The 15,672-nt window shown below is 71.3% G+C and carries 15 protein-coding genes; all 15 read right to left on the bottom strand.

Annotated elements, in window-relative coordinates:
* The 15 genes from AC0ZLC_RS12375 to pgsA all read right to left on the bottom strand — a co-directional run bounded on the left by AC0ZLC_RS12375 (position 1) and on the right by pgsA (position 15,574).
* Positions 1–2,550, bottom strand: coding sequence for a RelA/SpoT family protein (locus tag AC0ZLC_RS12375; protein ID WP_476751976.1), 2,550 nt, complete (start codon positions 2,548–2,550; stop codon positions 1–3).
* 249 nt (positions 2,551–2,799) lie between these two features.
* Positions 2,800–3,339 (bottom strand): adenine phosphoribosyltransferase, encoded by a 540-nt coding sequence (locus tag AC0ZLC_RS12380; RefSeq protein ID WP_476751977.1) that lies wholly within the window; start codon positions 3,337–3,339, stop codon positions 2,800–2,802.
* Positions 3,336–4,460, bottom strand: coding sequence for a protein translocase subunit SecF (secF, locus tag AC0ZLC_RS12385; RefSeq protein ID WP_476751978.1), 1,125 nt, complete (start codon positions 4,458–4,460; stop codon positions 3,336–3,338). Before secF ends, AC0ZLC_RS12380 begins: the two co-directional genes overlap by 4 nt.
* Position 4,461: 1 nt before the next feature.
* Complete coding sequence (secD, locus tag AC0ZLC_RS12390) at positions 4,462–6,234, bottom strand: protein translocase subunit SecD (protein ID WP_476751979.1); 1,773 nt, start codon at positions 6,232–6,234, stop codon at positions 4,462–4,464.
* Between the two features lie 140 nt (positions 6,235–6,374).
* On the bottom strand, positions 6,375–6,857 hold the full coding sequence (gene yajC / locus AC0ZLC_RS12395; RefSeq protein ID WP_476751980.1) for a preprotein translocase subunit YajC: 483 nt from the start codon (positions 6,855–6,857) through the stop codon (positions 6,375–6,377).
* 164 nt (positions 6,858–7,021) lie between these two features.
* Positions 7,022–8,092, bottom strand: coding sequence for a Holliday junction branch migration DNA helicase RuvB (ruvB, locus tag AC0ZLC_RS12400; protein WP_476751981.1), 1,071 nt, complete (start codon positions 8,090–8,092; stop codon positions 7,022–7,024).
* Between the two features lie 61 nt (positions 8,093–8,153).
* On the bottom strand, positions 8,154–8,765 hold the full coding sequence (ruvA, locus tag AC0ZLC_RS12405) for a Holliday junction branch migration protein RuvA (RefSeq protein ID WP_476751982.1): 612 nt from the start codon (positions 8,763–8,765) through the stop codon (positions 8,154–8,156).
* The gene (gene ruvC, locus AC0ZLC_RS12410; RefSeq protein ID WP_476751983.1) at positions 8,762–9,292 is read right to left on the bottom strand and encodes a crossover junction endodeoxyribonuclease RuvC; all 531 of its coding nucleotides are present in this window, start codon (positions 9,290–9,292) and stop codon (positions 8,762–8,764) included. The genes ruvA and ruvC overlap by 4 nt, the downstream gene beginning before the upstream one ends.
* Positions 9,293–9,401: 109 nt before the next feature.
* Positions 9,402–10,154, bottom strand: coding sequence for a YebC/PmpR family DNA-binding transcriptional regulator (locus tag AC0ZLC_RS12415; protein WP_476751984.1), 753 nt, complete (start codon positions 10,152–10,154; stop codon positions 9,402–9,404).
* A gap of 48 nt (positions 10,155–10,202) precedes the next feature.
* Positions 10,203–10,808, bottom strand: coding sequence for a pyridoxal 5'-phosphate synthase glutaminase subunit PdxT (gene pdxT / locus AC0ZLC_RS12420; protein WP_476751985.1), 606 nt, complete (start codon positions 10,806–10,808; stop codon positions 10,203–10,205).
* Positions 10,809–10,814: 6 nt separating this feature from the next.
* Positions 10,815–11,738, bottom strand: coding sequence for a pyridoxal 5'-phosphate synthase lyase subunit PdxS (pdxS, locus tag AC0ZLC_RS12425; RefSeq protein ID WP_476751986.1), 924 nt, complete (start codon positions 11,736–11,738; stop codon positions 10,815–10,817).
* Between the two features lie 192 nt (positions 11,739–11,930).
* Complete coding sequence (locus AC0ZLC_RS12430) at positions 11,931–12,476, bottom strand: LemA family protein (RefSeq protein WP_476751987.1); 546 nt, start codon at positions 12,474–12,476, stop codon at positions 11,931–11,933.
* Positions 12,477–12,771: 295 nt separating this feature from the next.
* Positions 12,772–13,932 (bottom strand): glycosyltransferase family 4 protein, encoded by a 1,161-nt coding sequence (locus AC0ZLC_RS12435; protein ID WP_476751988.1) that lies wholly within the window; start codon positions 13,930–13,932, stop codon positions 12,772–12,774.
* On the bottom strand, positions 13,929–14,855 hold the full coding sequence (locus tag AC0ZLC_RS12440; RefSeq protein WP_476751989.1) for a phosphatidylinositol mannoside acyltransferase: 927 nt from the start codon (positions 14,853–14,855) through the stop codon (positions 13,929–13,931). Before AC0ZLC_RS12440 ends, AC0ZLC_RS12435 begins: the two co-directional genes overlap by 4 nt.
* Positions 14,852–15,574: a phosphatidylinositol phosphate synthase gene (pgsA, locus tag AC0ZLC_RS12445; RefSeq protein WP_476752251.1), complete on the bottom strand. Its 723-nt coding sequence runs from the start codon at positions 15,572–15,574 to the stop codon at positions 14,852–14,854. Before pgsA ends, AC0ZLC_RS12440 begins: the two co-directional genes overlap by 4 nt.
* Positions 15,575–15,672 lie beyond the last annotated feature (98 nt).

A 15,672-nucleotide genomic window follows, 5' to 3' on the forward strand; every position in this document is an offset into this window, starting at 1 on the left:
TCAGGGCCTGCGGGCCGACGTCACGCGGTACACGTCGTACACGCCCTCCACGCCCCGCACGGCCTTCAGGACGTGGCCGAGGTGCTTGGGGTCGCCCATCTCGAAGGTGAAGCGCGAGGTGGCGACGCGGTCGCGGGAGGTCTGCACGGCCGCGGAGAGGATGTTGACGTGCTGGTCCGACAGGACGCGGGTGACGTCCGACAGGAGCCGCGAGCGGTCCAGCGCCTCGACCTGTATGGCGACGAGGAAGACCGAGGACTGGGTGGGCGCCCACTCGACCTCGAGGATCCGCTCGGGTTCCCGGGACAGGGAGTCGATGTTGACGCAGTCGCTGCGGTGCACCGAGACGCCGCTGCCGCGGGTGACGAAACCGATGATCGGGTCGCCGGGTACGGGAGTGCAGCAGCGGGCCAGCTTGACCCAGACGTCGTCGACGCCCTTGACGACGACGCCGGGGTCGGCGTTGGAACGCCGCTTGCGGCTCCGGCCGCGGGCGGGCGGAATGCTCTCGTCGATCTCCTCGCTGGCCGCCTCCTCGCCGCCGAGCGCCTGCACCAGCTTCTGCACGACGCTCTGCGCGGCGACGTGCCCCTCGCCGATCGCCGCGTACAGCGACGAGATGTCGGGGTAGCGCATCTCGTGCGCGAGGGTGACCAGGGAGTCGCCGGTGAGGATGCGCTGGATCGGCAGGTTCTGCTTGCGCATCGCGCGGGCGATGGCGTCCTTGCCCTGCTCGATCGCCTCGTCGCGGCGCTCCTTGGAGAACCAGGCCCGGATCTTGTTGCGGGCCCGCGGCGACTTGACGAAGCCCAGCCAGTCCCGGGAGGGGCCGGCGCCCGCGGCCTTGGAGGTGAAGACCTCGACCAGGTCGCCGTTGTCGAGGGTGGACTCCAGCGGCACCAGGCGGCCGTTGACGCGGGCCCCTATGGTCCGGTGGCCGACCTCGGTGTGCACGGCGTAGGAGAAGTCCACCGGGGTGGCGCCCGCCGGGAGCGCTATGACGTCGCCCTTCGGCGTGAAGACGAAGACCTCGTTGCGGGACAGGTCGAAACGCAGGGACTCCAGGAACTCGCCCGGGTCCTCGGTCTCCTTCTGCCAGTCGAGGAGCTGGCGCAGCCACGCCATGTCGTTGAGGTGGTCGTCCTTGCCGGTGGTCCGCGGCACGTCCGAGCGCACCTTGGAGGTGCCGGCGACGGCCTCCTGCTTGTACTTCCAGTGCGCGGCGATGCCGTACTCGGCACGGCGGTGCATGTCGAACGTACGGATCTGGAGTTCGACCGGCTTGCCGTTGGGGCCGATGACCGTGGTGTGCAGCGACTGGTACATGTTGAACTTGGGCATCGCGATGTAGTCCTTGAACCGGCCGGGGACCGGATTCCATCGCGCGTGCACCGTGCCGAGGGCCGCGTAGCAGTCGCGGACGGTGTCCACGAGGACGCGGATGCCCACCAGGTCGTAGATCTCCGCGAAGTCACGGCCGCGGACGATCATCTTCTGGTAGACGCTGTAGTAGTGCTTCGGGCGGCCGGTCACCGTCGCCTTGATGCGGGCGGCGCGCAGGTCGGACTGCACCTCGTCGGTCACTATGGCGAGGTACTCGTCGCGCTTGGGGGCGCGCTCGGCGACGAGGCGCACGATCTCGTCGTACATCTTGGGGTAGAGGATCGCGAAGGCGAGGTCCTCCAGCTCCCACTTGATGGTGTTCATGCCCAGCCGGTGGGCGAGCGGCGCGTAGATCTCGAGGGTCTCGCGCGCCTTCTTCTCCTGCTTCTCGCGCTTGAGGTAGCGCATGGTGCGCATGTTGTGCAGGCGGTCGGCGAGCTTGATGACCAGGACGCGGGGGTCCTTCGCCATCGCGACGACCATCTTGCGGACCGTCTCGGCCTGCGCGGCCTCGCCGAACTTGACCTTGTCGAGCTTGGTGACACCGTCGACGAGGAGGGCGACCTGGTCGCCGAAGTCGCGGCGCAGGGAGTCCAGGCCGTACTCGGTGTCCTCGACGGTGTCGTGCAGCAGACCGGCCATCAGCGTCGCCGGGTCCATGCCGAGCTCGGCGAGGATGGTGGTGACGGCCAGCGGGTGCGTGATGTACGGGTCGCCGCTCTTGCGCTTCTGACCGCGGTGCCAGCGCTCGGCGACCTGGTAGGCGCGCTCGATCTGGCGGAGCGTGGACGTCTCGATCTTCGGGTCGTTGCCGCGCACTATCCGCAGCAGGGGCTCCAGCACCGGGTTGTACGGGTTGGAGCGCTGGACGCCGAGCCGGGCGAGGCGGGCCCGCACGCGGTTGGAGGAGCCGCCGCCGGTCCGCGCGGGCTGGCCGGCCGCGGGACGGGCCACCGGGGTGCTGGCCTGCCCGCCCTCGCCGGGCGCCGGCTTGGGGCGTGGCTCCTCCGCCGCCTTCCCCTCGGGCGCGGACTGGGCGTGCTCGACCGCGTGCGCGACGCTCTTCGCGGGCTCGGCCGCGGGGCCCGAATCCGGTACGGGCTTGGCGGCCGGGGTTCCCCCCGGGCGGTCGGCACTGGGGGCGAGTGGCTGGGCCTCGTCTGGCAAGAGGGCTCCTCGTGCGCTTTCCGGGTCCCCCGGTCAGGCTCCGGAAACCCCATGGTAGCGATCCCCGGCTTCGAACTCGCCTTCGGCCGGTGGGACGGCCTGGTACTGCGGAAACAGCGGAGGCGGGCACCGGATTCCTCCGGGCCCGCCTCCGCGGTGTCGCACGGGTGTCCTACGGATGCTGCGCGACTGCCGGAAGGCGTCCTCCGGGTACCGCGACGCCGTACCGCGACGCGGCCGGCGACGTCCTCAGATCCTGAGGAGGGCCTCCAGGGGAGCGCCCGCGAGGGCCGGCTCCAGGCGGGCTCGGCCGCCGAGGAAGCCGAGCTCCATCAGGACCGCGACGCCCGCCACCTCGGCGCCCGCCCGGCGGATCAGCGAGAGCGAGGCCTCGGCGGTGCCGCCGGTGGCGAGGACGTCGTCGACGACCATCACGCGGTCCCCCGCGGCCAGGTCCTCGGCGTGCACCTCGATCTCGGCGGAGCCGTACTCCAGGTCGTACGACTGGCTGAGGGTCGCTCCGGGGAGCTTGCCCGCCTTGCGTACGGGGATGAAGCCGACGCCCGCGCGGACCGCCGCGGGCGCGCCCAGGATGAAGCCGCGCGCCTCCAGACCGACGATCTTGGTGGCGCCGTTGCGCACGGTGATCTCCGCCAGGGCGTCGGTCAGCGCGGTGAACGCCGCCGGGTCGGCCAGCAGCGGCGTGATGTCCTTGAACATCACACCCGGCTCCGGGTAGTCCGCGACGTCCCTGATGCGGCTGAGCAGAAGCTCCTCGATGCCGGTCATCGGCGCTTCCCCGAGGGCCGGCCGCGGCCCCGGGTGCGGGACGCGGGCTGGTTGCGCGGGCCGACGACCGCGGGTGCGGCGTCCTGGGGCTCGTCCTCGTCGTCGTACGACGCGGGGGCGGACTCCGGCGCGTCCAGCGACTCGCCCCGTGCGGCGGCCTGCGCCCGCTTGGCGAGGACCCGCTTCTTCAGGGCCTTCATCTGCGGCTCGCGCTCCTTGAGGTCGGCGACGAGCGGCGTGGCGATGAAGATCGACGAGTACGCTCCGGCCGCGAGACCCACGAACAACGACAGCGAGATGTCGTTGAGCATGCCGGCCCCGAGGACACCGCCGCCGATGAACAGCAGGGCCGCGACGGGCAGCAGCGCGACCACCGTCGTGTTGATGGAGCGGACCAGGGTGCTGTTGATGGACCGGTCGGCGACCTCGCTGTAGGTCCAGCGGGTCTGCTTGGTGAGGTCCTTCGTCTGTTCCTTGAGGCTGTCGAAGACCACGACCGTGTCGTAGAGCGAGTAACCGAGGATCGTGAGCAGACCGATCACGGTGCCCGGGGTGACCTCGAAACCGACCAGGGCGTAGATGCCGACCGTGATCGTGATGTCGTGGATCAGCGCGACGAGCGCGGCCAGGGCCATGCGCCACTCGAAGGCGATCGCCAGGTAGATCACCACGAGGACCATGAAGATCGCCAGGCCCTGCCAGGCCTTGTTGGCGATCTGGTCACCCCAGCTGGGGCCGACCAGGTCCGCGTTGATCGACTCGGAGTCGACCTTCAGGTCCTTGGCCAGCTCGTCCTTGATCTGGTCCGACTTGCCGGTGTCGATGCCGGCGATCTGGATGCGCAGACCGCCGTTGCCGAGCTTCTGGACGATCGCGTCGTGCCCGGAGGCCTCCTCCGCGTACGTCTCCGCCTGGGACACCGAGACGCTGGTCCGCTCGGTGGTCAGGACGGCTCCGCCCTGGAACTCGATGCCCATGTTCAGGCCGCGCACCGTCAGGCCGAGGATGGCCGTGATGGTGATCAGGATCGAGACGCCGTACCAGATCATGCGCTTGCCGACGAAGTCGTAGCCGATCTCGCCGCGGTGGAGCCGGGCGCCGAGGGTGCCGAGTTTCGACATCTCACGCCTCCTTCGTGTCGACGGGGGCGGACGCGCGACGGGTGCGGCGCAGCGGGGGCTGGGCGCCCAGTCGCTTCGGGTCGAGGCCCGACCAGCTGTGACCGCTCGCGAAGAACTTCTTGCGAGCGAGGATCGTCATCAGCGGCTTGGTGAACAGGAAGACGACGACCACGTCGAGCAGGGTGGTCAGACCGAGGGTGAACGCGAAGCCCTGGACCTTGCCGACCGTGACGATGAAGAGCACCGCGGCGGCGAGGAACGACACGAAGTCGGAGACCAGGATGGTGCGCCGGGCGCGCGGCCAGGCACGCTCGACGGCGGGCCGCAGCGAACGGCCCTCGCGGATCTCGTCACGGATGCGTTCGAAGAACACGATGAACGAGTCCGCTGTGATGCCGATCGCGACGATGGCACCGCACACGGCCGGCAGGTTCAGCGCGAAGCCGATGGTGGGGCCGAGCAACGCCATGATCACGTACGTGAGGACGGCGGAGACGAGCAGCGAGGCGACAGCGATGAGCGACAGACCCCGGTAGTAGACCACCAGGTAGATGACGACCAGGGCCAGGCCGATCGCACCGGCGATCAGGCCGGCGTGCAGCTGCTCGCCGCCGAGGGCCGCGGTCACCGTGGTGACGCTCGCCTCCTTGAAGGTGAGCGGCAGCGCGCCGTACTTCAGCATGTTCGCCAGGTCCTGCGCCTCGGTCTGGTCGAAGCTACCGGAGATCTCCGCGCTGCCGCTCAGCGCCTGGCTGACGTACGGGTCGGAGACGACCTCGTTGTCGAGGACGATGGCGAACTGGTTCTGCGGCTGCTGGTTCTGCGCGAGCTTGCCGGTGATGCTGGCGAACTTCTTCGAGCCACCGGACGTGAAGTCCATGGTGACCTTCCAGCCGGCACCGCTCTGCGTGTCGTAGACGGCGGCGGCCTTCTTGACGTCCGTACCGGACACCTCGGCCGGGCCGAGCACGTACTTCTGCCACTGGCCGTCCGAGTTCTGGCCGCAGGCCACGGTGGAGTCGGACGGCTTGGCGCCGGCTCCGGCCTTGGCGCGGGCAGCCGGCTTGGAGCAGTCCAGCGCGGCGTACTGGGCCTGGAGCTTGGCCGTCGCCGGGTCGGCGCTCGCCGGAGGGGAGGCGTCGGCGGAGGCCGAGGACTTCGCCGAGGCACTCGCGGACGGCGTGGCGTCGTCCTTCAGGGCGTCGGTGACGGCGCGGCCCTGGGAGGTGGCGGTGGCCGAGGCAGTCGCGGAGCCGGACGGGGTGGCCTTGTCGGTGGCCTTGTCGCCCGCCTTCTCGCTCGCCTTGTCCGTGGGCTTCTTCGAGGCGCTGCCGCTCGGCGAGGGGCTGGCCTTCGCGGCGCCGCCGGTGACCTCCGTCGCGATGACGGGACGGAAGTAGAGCTTGGCGGTGGTGCCGACCTGCTCCCGGGCCTGCTTGGAGTTCGTGCCCTTGGGGATGTTGACGATGATGTTCTGCCGGCCCTGGGTCTGGACCTCCGCCTCGGACACGCCAAGACCGTTGACGCGGCGGTTCATGATGTCGACCGCGGTGTCCATGTTGGTCTTGTTGATCGCGTTCGGCTGGCCCGGCTCGTTCTTCGCCTCGAGCGTGATGCTCGTGCCGCCGGCGAGGTCGATGCCGAGACGCGGGGTGGGGTGCCCGGAGAGGAACATCCCCCCGGTGAGCGCCACGATGGCGATCAGGATGAGGGCCAGCGAGCGCCCCGGCCTGCTCTGGGCGCTCGCGCTCCGGCCCTTCTTCGGTGCTGCCACCTTCTCGTACTCCCTCTCGGGCCACCCGACGCCGGGTGAGCGCCGGGGCGGCCATGACATGGTGTCGGGATACCGTGCGGAACCGCACGTCCCGCGGAACGCCGGTCGCGAGCGGGTCGCGCCGCGCTCCCGGGTCGTGCCTACTTCGCGTCGGACTCGCCGTCGGTCTTCTTCGGCTCCACCGCGTCGGTCTCGGTGGGCTCGACGGCCTGCGCGTCCGCGTCCTTCTTGCCGAGGTCGAGAGGCTTGTCGTCGGAAGCGACCACGGGCTCGTCCGTCCCGGTGAGGGAGGAGGCGTCGTCCGGCACGACAGCGGCGTCGTCGTCCTTGAGATCGGGGTCGATGCCGTGGACGAGGCGGTTGTACTCGTCGTCGGTCAGAACGGCCCCGATCGAGTTCTTCGCGAAGATCAGGTGGACGCCGGGGGCGGCGTCGAGGAGGACCGTGTCCTCGCTGACCTCCTTCACCGTCGCGTACATGCCCCCGATCGTGCGGACGCCGGTACCGGGCTGCATCTCGTTGCGCATCTGCGCGGCCGCCTGCTGCTTGCGCTTGGCCGAGCGGGTCATCAGGAACATGGCCCCGATGAGCACGACGAGCGGGAGGAAGGTCAAGGTATTCACGGGACGGGGTTCCTTCGCACGACCGCGCGGGGGGCGGCCTGGTGGATGGGGGTTGGTCGGCGCCGCCCACAAGGGCGGCATCGGCGGAGTCTAAGCGAGTCCGCACTCAGGGAACAACGCTCAGCATGGCACCGGGGTTCCTCTCCGGGCAGGGGCCCGCGCCGTCACGCCCCGAACAGGTCCCCTTGTCCGATTCCCCCCGGCGCCCGGCGCGGCGGGGCCAGGCCGAGATGCGCCCAGGCGGCCGGTGTCGCCACCCGGCCGCGCGGGGTGCGGGCCAGCAGCCCCTCGCGCACCAGGAAGGGCTCGGCGACCTCCTCGACCGTCTCGCGCTCCTCCCCCACCGCGACCGCGAGCGTGGAAAGACCGACGGGACCGCCTCCGAAGAGCTTGAGCAGCGCCTCCAGGACGCCGCGGTCGAGCCGGTCGAGGCCGCGGGCGTCCACCTCGTACACCGCGAGGGCCGCTCCAGCGATCTCCCGCGTGATGATCCCGTCGGCCTTGACCTGCGCGTAGTCGCGTACGCGGCGCAGCAGACGGTTCGCGATGCGGGGCGTGCCCCGGGAGCGGCCGGCGATCTCGGCGGCGCCCGCGGTGTCGATCTCGACGTCGAGGAGATGGGCCGAGCGGTGGATCACGCGCTCCAGTTCGGCCGGCTCGTAGTACTCCATGTGCGCGGTGAAGCCGAAGCGGTCGCGCAGCGGGGGTGGCAGCAGACCCGCGCGCGTGGTGGCGCCGACCAGCGTGAACGGCGGCAGTTCGAGCGGGATGGCGGTGGCGCCGGGGCCCTTGCCGACGATGACGTCGACGCGGAAGTCCTCCATGGCCATGTAGAGCATCTCCTCGGCGGGCCGGGACATGCGGTGGATCTCGTCGAGGAAGAGGACCTCGCCCTCCTGGAGGGAGGACAGGATCGCGGCGAGGTCGCCCGCGTGCTGGATGGCCGGGCCGCTGGTGATGCGGATCGGGGCGCCCATCTCGGCGGCGATGATCATCGACAGGGTGGTCTTGCCCAGTCCGGGGGCGCCGGACAGGAGCACGTGGTCGGCGGTGGCGCCGCGCGCGCGGGCGGCGCGCAGGACCAGGTCGAGCTGCTCGCGGACCTTCTCCTGTCCGATGAACTCGTCGAGGTCCTTCGGGCGCAGCGCCGCCTCGACGGCCTGGTCCTCGTGGTCGGCGACCGAGCCCACCAGCCGCTCGTCGGCGGTCTCGTCGGTCGTGTCGTCCCAGTTCATCGCTTGTGCCTCGCGGTCGCAGTGGGGTCGGTCGAACGGGCGTGGGGCGCTCGGGGCGCGGTCAGCGCGTCCGGTTGAGGGTCTGCAGGGCCGCCTTCAGCAGGTGGCCCACCTGGGGGCTGCCGCCTGCGGCCTCGGCCTGGGGCTCGACCGCGGAGACCGCCTCGTCCGCCTCGCGGGTCGCGTATCCGAGGCCGATCAGGGCGGCGTGCAGCTGGTCGCGCCAGCCGGCGGTGACGGACCTGCCGATGGCGGGGCCGCCGGGGCCGAGGGGCTCGCCGAGCCGGTCCTTGAGTTCCAGGAGGAGCTTCTGGGCGCCCTTCTTGCCGATGCCCGGGACGGCGGTGAGCGCCTTCTCGTCACCGGTGGCCACCGTGCGGCGCAGGGCGTCGGGGCTGTGCACGGCCAGCATGGCCTGGGCCAGCCGCGGGCCGACACCGCTCGCGGTCTGCAGCAGCTCGAAGACCTGCCGCTCGTCGTCGTCCACGAAGCCGTACAGCGTCAGTGAGTCCTCGCGGACGACGAGGGAGGTGGCGAGCCTGGCGTCCTGTCCCCTGCGGAGTCCGGAGAGGGTGTTGGGCGTGCACTGGACGGCGATGCCGATGCCGCCGACCTCGAGGACCGCGGAGTCGGGGGCGAGCGCGGCGACCGGGCCGCTGACGAAGGCGATCATGCGGGACGCCCTTTCGATGCGTGCAGGGCGACGGCCTGCTGGAGTCTGTTCTTTGCGGGTGCGCGCCAGATGTGACAGATGGCGAGGGCCAGGGCGTCGGCGGCGTCGGCGGGTCTGGGCGGTGCGTCGAGCCGGAGCAGGCGCGTGACCATCGCGCCGACCTGGGCCTTGTCCGCGCGCCCGCTGCCGGTGACGGCGGCCTTGACCTCGCTCGGGGTGTGCAGGGCGACGGGGATGCCGCGCCGGGCGGCGCAGAGCATGGCGACGGCGCTGGCCTGGGCGGTGCCCATGACCGTGCGTACGTTGTGCTGGCTGAACACCCGCTCCACGGCGACGAATTCGGGCCGGTACTCGTCGAGCCACCGCTCGATGCCCTGCTCGACGGCGACGAGGCGCAGCCCCAACTCGGCGTCGGGCGGGGTCCGTACGACACCGACGCCGCACATGGTCAGGGGGCGGCCCGCGAGTCCCTCGACCACTCCGACACCGCACCGGGTCAACCCCGGGTCAACACCCAGTACCCGCACCCCGAACCCCTTCGTCGATCTCCTGTTCGTGCAGGCTATCGGGTACCGCCGACAAAGCCGCGGGCCGACGGAGTGGGTGTTCCGTCGGCCCGCGGCTGGTGCCGTCCGCTCAGGCGTCGACGCTCGCCATCACCTCGTCGCTCACGTCGAAGTTGGCGAAGACGTTCTGCACGTCGTCGCTGTCCTCGAGCGCGTCGATCAGCTTGAAGATCTTGCGGGCCCCGTCCTCGTCCAGCTCGACCTGCATGGTCGGGACGAAGTTGGCCTCGGCGGAGTCGTAGTCGATGCCGGCCTCCTGGAGCGCGGTGCGGACCGCGACCAGGTCGGTGGCCTCGGACAGGACCTCGAAGGACTCGCCGAGGTCGTTGACCTCTTCGGCGCCCGCGTCGAGCACGGCGCCCAGCACGTCGTCCTCGGACAGTTCGCCCTTGGGGACGATCACGACGCCCTTGCGGTGGAACAGGTACGACACGGAGCCCGGGTCGGCCATCGAGCCGCCGTTGCGGGTCATCGCGACGCGGACGTCGGAGGCGGCGCGGTTGCGGTTGTCGGTGAGGCACTCGATGAGCACCGCGACGCCGTTCGGGCCGTAGCCCTCGTACATGATCGTCTCGTAGTCGGCGCCGCCGGCCTCGAGACCGGCGCCGCGCTTGACCGCGGAGTCGATGTTCTTGTTCGGGACCGAGCTCTTCTTGGCCTTCTGGATGGCGTCGAAGAGGGTCGGGTTACCGGCCGGGTCGGCGCCGCCCGTACGGGCCGCGACCTCGATGTTCTTGATCATCTTCGCGAAGAGCTTGCCGCGCTTGGCGTCGATCACGGCCTTCTTGTGCTTCGTCGTAGCCCATTTAGAGTGGCCGGACATCTGCCTGTCTCCTTCGCGTAACCCAACTCTTTACGAACGCCAGAGATCCTACAAGGACTCCGCTGTCCGGTTCGCGCGCACCATGTCGACGAAGAGCCCGTGCATGCGGTGGTCGCCGGTCAGTTCCGGGTGGAACGACGTGGCGAGCGCGTTGCCCTGGCGCACGGCGACGATGTGGCTTCCGTGCCGGGCGAGCACCTCGGCGGTGGCGCCGACGGACTCGACCCAGGGGGCACGGATGAAGACGCCCTCCACCGGACCGCCCGCCACGCCCGTCACGTCGACGGCCGCCTCGAAGGACTCGTTCTGGCGCCCGAAGGCGTTGCGGCGCACGATCATGTCGATGCCGCCGGCGGTCTCCTGGCCCGAGCGCGGGTCGAGGATCTTGTCGGCGAGCATGATCATGCCCGCGCAGGTGCCGTAGACGGGCATGCCGTCACGGACGCGCGCGCGGAGGGGCTCCATCAGTCCGAAGAGCACGGCCAGCTTGGAGATGGTGGTGGACTCGCCGCCGGGGATGACGAGACCGTCGACCTCGGCGAGTTCCTCGGGGCGCCGCACCTGCCTGGCCACGGCGTCGGCCGCGGCCAGGGCGATCAGGTGCTCCCGTACGTCGCCCTGGAGTGCCAGGACGCCCACGACAGGAGTGTTCATCGGTGACTACCAGCCGCGGTTGGCGTAGCGCTCGGTCTCGGGGAGGGTGTCGCAGTTGATGCCGACCATGGCCTCGCCCAGGTTGCGGGACGCGTCCGCGATGATCTTCGGGTCGTCGTAGAAGGTGGTGGCCTTCACGATGGCGGCGGCACGCTTGGCGGGGTCGCCCGACTTGAAGATGCCGGAGCCGACGAAGACGCCCTCGGCGCCGAGCTGGCGCATCAGCGCGGCGTCGGCCGGGGTGGCCACGCCACCGGCGGAGAACAGCACGACCGGCAGCTTGCCGAGCTCGGCGACCTCCTTGACGATCTCGTACGGGGCACGCAGCTCCTTGGCCGCGGCGTACAGCTCGTTGTTGTCGAAGCCGCGCAGCCTGGCGATCTCGTTCTTGATCTGGCGCAGGTGGCGGACGGCCTCGACGACGTTGCCGGTGCCGGCCTCGCCCTTGGAGCGGATCATGGCCGCGCCCTCGGCGATGCGGCGCAGGGCCTCGCCCAGGTTGGTGGCGCCGCAGACGAAGGGGGTGGTGAACGCCCACTTGTCGGAGTGGTTGACCTCGTCGGCCGGGGTGAGGACCTCGGACTCGTCGATGTAGTCCACGCCGAGGGACTGCAGGACCTGGGCCTCGACGAAGTGGCCGATGCGGGACTTGGCCATGACCGGGATGGAGACCGCCTCGATGATCTCCTCGATCATGTTCGGGTCCGACATCCGGGCCACGCCGCCGTCCTTGCGGATGTCGGCGGGCACCCGCTCCAGGGCCATGACGGCCACGGCGCCGGCGTCCTCGGCGATCTTCGCCTGCTCGGCGTTGACCACGTCCATGATCACGCCGCCCTTGAGCTGCTCGGCCATGCCGCGCTTGACGCGCGCGGTGCCGGTCGCGGGGTTGTCGGCGCGCTGGGCGGAGTTGGAAGGCGTGCTGGACAAGGGTGTACCTCACTCGGTGGAAAAAGAGGGCTGCTGCAGCACCGAGGAAACGCCGGCGGACCAGTCCACAGCAAGGGCCAATGATGAGCCGGTGGCTCATTTTTCGTTCACCGTGTTTAAAGGCCCAGGCCACGGGCCTGTCATCGGCCTTCCTCCCCGAGCGGGGGCACGGCTGTGGTGGGTCCGGCGGGCCTACGAGGTGGGCCGGTCCGCCAGGGCCACCGGGGGCTCGTCGTCCATCTCGAAGGCGAGCGGGAACGGCGCATGCCCCGCCAGCCGGAACCAGCGCACCTTGCGGTGCCGGCGCAGCGCGCGGGCGGCGCGTACCGCGTCGTTGTGGAACCGCCGGGCCATCGGCACCCTGCGCACCGCCTGGGCCAGCTCGTCCGCGGCCTCCTCGCCGCCGGGTGCCGCCCGGACGGCCTCGACCTGGGCCGTCTCGCCGAAGACCGCCCGCAGGGCCTGGCTCAGCTCGCTCTCGGCGACCTCGCGCTGCTCCGGCTCGGCCTGCCGGGCGGCGTGGGCCGCCTCGTAGAGCACGATCGAGGCGGCCGGATCCAGCACTCCGGACGTCGCCAGTTCCTGGGCGACCGACGCGCGGCGCAGCAGCTGTGCGTCCAGGGCCGCCCGCGCGGCGTCGATCCGCGCGTGCAGCCGGTCGAGACGCCCTGCGGTCCAGCTCAGGTAGAGGCCGATGGCGGCGAGGCCGACGAGGATCCAGATGAGGGTTGCGGTCACGGGCGGCAAGGCTACCGGTGACCACTCGGCGCCCCGCAGGCACCGTGCGCGACGGAACGCGGCGTGAAGCCCCGGAGTCACGGAACGCCCCGTGATCCCCCCGGCGTCACGGAAAGCGCGAACCCCCGGCGTCACGGAACGGGACCACCCGGCGTCACGGAACGGGACCACCTGGCGGACCCGGACCGCAAAACCGGCCCCCTGCACCGGGGGGGCGACGGGCCCCGTGATCCCCCCGGCACCGGGGGACGGCGGACCCCGCCGGACTCCCGGCACCGGGGGCGGCGTACGGCGTTCAGTCCCGGGCGAGCCCGAAGCGGGCCATAAGGCCCGTGCGTTCGTCGGCCGCGACCGCCGCCGCCCCGTCGGTCACCGTCTCGTACACGGAGAGGATGTCCGCGCCGACCGTCGACCAGTCGAAGCGCCGCACATGGGCGCTCCCCCGCTCCCGCAGTCCGGCCCGGCGCCCGTCGTCACCGAGGAGCCGCAGGGCCGCCTCGGCCAGCGCGTCCGCGTCCTCGTTGGCGAACAGTTCCCCGGCCGCCCCCTGGTCGAGCACCTGGGCGAACGCGTCGAGGTCGGAGGCGAGCACCGCGGCCCCCGCCGACATCGCCTCGACGAGGATGATCCCGAAGCTCTCGCCGCCGGTGTTGGGCGCGACGTACACGTCGACACTGCGCAGGAAGCGCGCCTTGTCCTCGTCGCTGACCATGCCGAGGAACTCCACACGCGAGCGCAGCTCGGCCGGCAGGTCCTCCACGGCCTCCTTCTCGTCACCGCGTCCGGCGACCAGGAGCCGCGTCCGCGGACGCGCGGCGAGGATCTTCGGCAGCGCCTTCATCAGCACCGGAAGTCCCTTGCGGGGCTCGTCGATGCGGCCCATGAAACCGAGGGTGTCGCCCTGCCACTCGGGGTTGGGCTTGGCGCGCGCGAAGAAGTCGACGTCGACGCCGTTCGGGATGACGACGGCGTCGCCGCCGAGGTGCTCGACGAGCGTGCGGCGGGCGTACTCGCTCACCGCGATCCGCGCGCTGATCTTCTCCAGCGCGGGCTGGAGGATCGGGTACGCGGCGATCATCGCCCGGGAGCGCGGGTTCGAGGTGTGGAAGGTGGCGACGATGGGTCCCTGGGCCGCCCAGCACGCGAGCAGTCCCAGTGACGGCGAGGTCGGCTCGTGGATGTGGATCACGTCGAACCTGCCGTCGTGGAGCCAGCGCCGTACCCGGGCGGCGCTCAGGAAGCCGAAGTTGAGGCGCGCGACCGAGCCGTTGTACGGCACCGGGACCGCGCGGCCCGCCGAGACGACGTAGGGCGGGAGGGGTGTCTCGTCGTCGGCCGGGGCGAGGACGGACACCTCGTGCCCGAGGCGGATGAGGTGCTCGGCGAGGTCACGGATGTGGAACTGGACGCCGCCGGGGACGTCCCAGGAGTACGGGCAGACGATGCCGATCCTCACCGGCCCTCCCGGTCGGACGGCTCGGGGCGGGGCTCCAGGTCGGCGAGCCACAGACGCTGCAGCATGTGCCAGTCCTCCGGATGGTCGGCGATTCCCGTGGCGAAGGCGTCGGCCAGCGCCTGTGTCATGACAGACGTCTTCTCCGCGCGGGTGCCTGTCGTGGGGATCTCGACGGGCGGATGGATCCGGCCCTTCATCACGGGCGAGTCGTCGAACCAGAGCGTCACCGGGAGGAGCAGGGCGCCGGTCTGCTGCGCCAGCAGGGCGGGTCCCGCGGGCATCCGGGCCTTCTCGCCGAAGAACTCGACCTCGACACCGGACGCGGACAGGTCGCGGTCGGCGACCAGGCAGACCAGGCCGCCGCTGCGCAGCCGCCGGGCCAGCGTGCCGAACGCGGAGCCGCCGCTGTGCGGCAGTACCTCCATGCCCAGGCCCTCGCGGTAGGCGACGAAACGGTCGTACAGCGACTCGGGCTTGAGTCGCTCGGCGACCGTCGTGAAGGGGATGCCGAGCCCCGTGGTGGCCCAGGCGCCCGCGAGGTCCCAGTTGCCCAGGTGCGGCAGCGCGACGACCACGCCCTTGCCCGCGGCGAGCCCGTCGGTGAGGTGGTGCAGGTCCTTGGGGTCGAAGCCCGTCCGCACGCGTTCCGCGCTCCAGGCGGGCAGCCGGAAGGACTCCATCCAGTAGCGCAGGTACGAGCGCATGCCCGCCCTGGACAGCTCGGCGAGCCGCTCCGGGGTCGCGTCCGGCACCACGCGCGCGTAGTTGCTCTCCAGCCGCCGCACGCCCTTGCCGCGCCGCTTCCAGGTGAGGTCGGCGATGATCCGGCCGAGCCGGACGGCGACGGGCTCGGGGAGCTTCTTGACGGTGCTCCAGCCGAGCGCGTACGCCCCGTCCGCCAGCCGGTCCCGCAGCTTGCTCACGAGGTGGCCTCACTGCCCTGGGCGGCGGCCGCCGCGTCTGCCTCGGCGGCCTCCCGGCGCACCGTGACGACCCGCTGGATCAGCGTGACGAGGCTGCCGACGGCGACGATCCACAGGGCGATCGGCAGCAGCCACTGGATGCCGGGGACCCCGAACTTGTGCAGCCCGGCCAACCCGGCCGCGACCAGCGAGATCACCAGCCGCTCGGCGCGCTCGACCAGGCCGTTGACCGCGACCGGCAGGCCGATCGACTCGCCGCGGGCCTTGGTGTACGAGACGACCTGGCCGCTGGCCAGGCAGAAGATGGAGACCGCGCACAGCACGTTGTCGTCGCCGCCGCCCGCGTACCAGAGGGCGAACCCGCCGAAGACCGCGCTGTCGGCGACCCGGTCCAGGGTCGAGTCGAGGAAGGCTCCCCAGCGGCTGGAGCGGCCGAGCTGGCGCGCCATGTTCCCGTCGACCAGGTCCGAGAACACGAACAGCGTGATCACGACCGTGCCCCAGAAGAACTCGCCCATGGGGTAGAAGACCAGCGCGCCCGCCACCACTCCGGCCGTGCCGAGGAGCGTCACGGTGTCGGGGCTCACCCCCCGGCGGACGAGAAACGCGGCGAACGGTGTGAGGACACGCGTGAAGAATGCACGCGCGTACTTGTTCAGCATGGCCTTCCCGAGGGTCGGTGTCGCCGTGCGGCCCCTGCTGGCCGCCGGCTGGCCCATCGTAGCCACGCGCGCGCCGGTGCGACCGCCGGGCACCCTCGCCCGGTGTCACGGCGGCCCCGCGCCGGCGTCACGCCGGGATCGCGTCCCTCGTATGG

The sequence above is a fragment of the Streptomyces sp. GLSS-08 genome (assembly GCF_056387915.1).

Excerpts from the sequence above, each read along its gene's own strand:
- ruvB (WP_476751981.1), bottom strand. The coding sequence starts at position 8,092 with ATGAACTGGGACGACACGACCGACGAGACCGCCGACGAGCGGCTGGTG.
- AC0ZLC_RS12415 (WP_476751984.1), bottom strand. The coding sequence starts at position 10,154 with ATGTCCGGCCACTCTAAATGGGCTACGACGAAGCACAAGAAGGCCGTG.
- pgsA (WP_476752251.1), bottom strand. The coding sequence starts at position 15,574 with ATGGGCCAGCCGGCGGCCAGCAGGGGCCGCACGGCGACACCGACCCTC.
- pdxT (WP_476751985.1), bottom strand. The coding sequence starts at position 10,808 with ATGAACACTCCTGTCGTGGGCGTCCTGGCACTCCAGGGCGACGTACGG.
- AC0ZLC_RS12380 (WP_476751977.1), bottom strand. The coding sequence starts at position 3,339 with ATGACCGGCATCGAGGAGCTTCTGCTCAGCCGCATCAGGGACGTCGCG.
- secF (WP_476751978.1), bottom strand. The coding sequence starts at position 4,460 with ATGTCGAAACTCGGCACCCTCGGCGCCCGGCTCCACCGCGGCGAGATC.
- ruvA (WP_476751982.1), bottom strand. The coding sequence starts at position 8,765 with ATGATCGCCTTCGTCAGCGGCCCGGTCGCCGCGCTCGCCCCCGACTCC.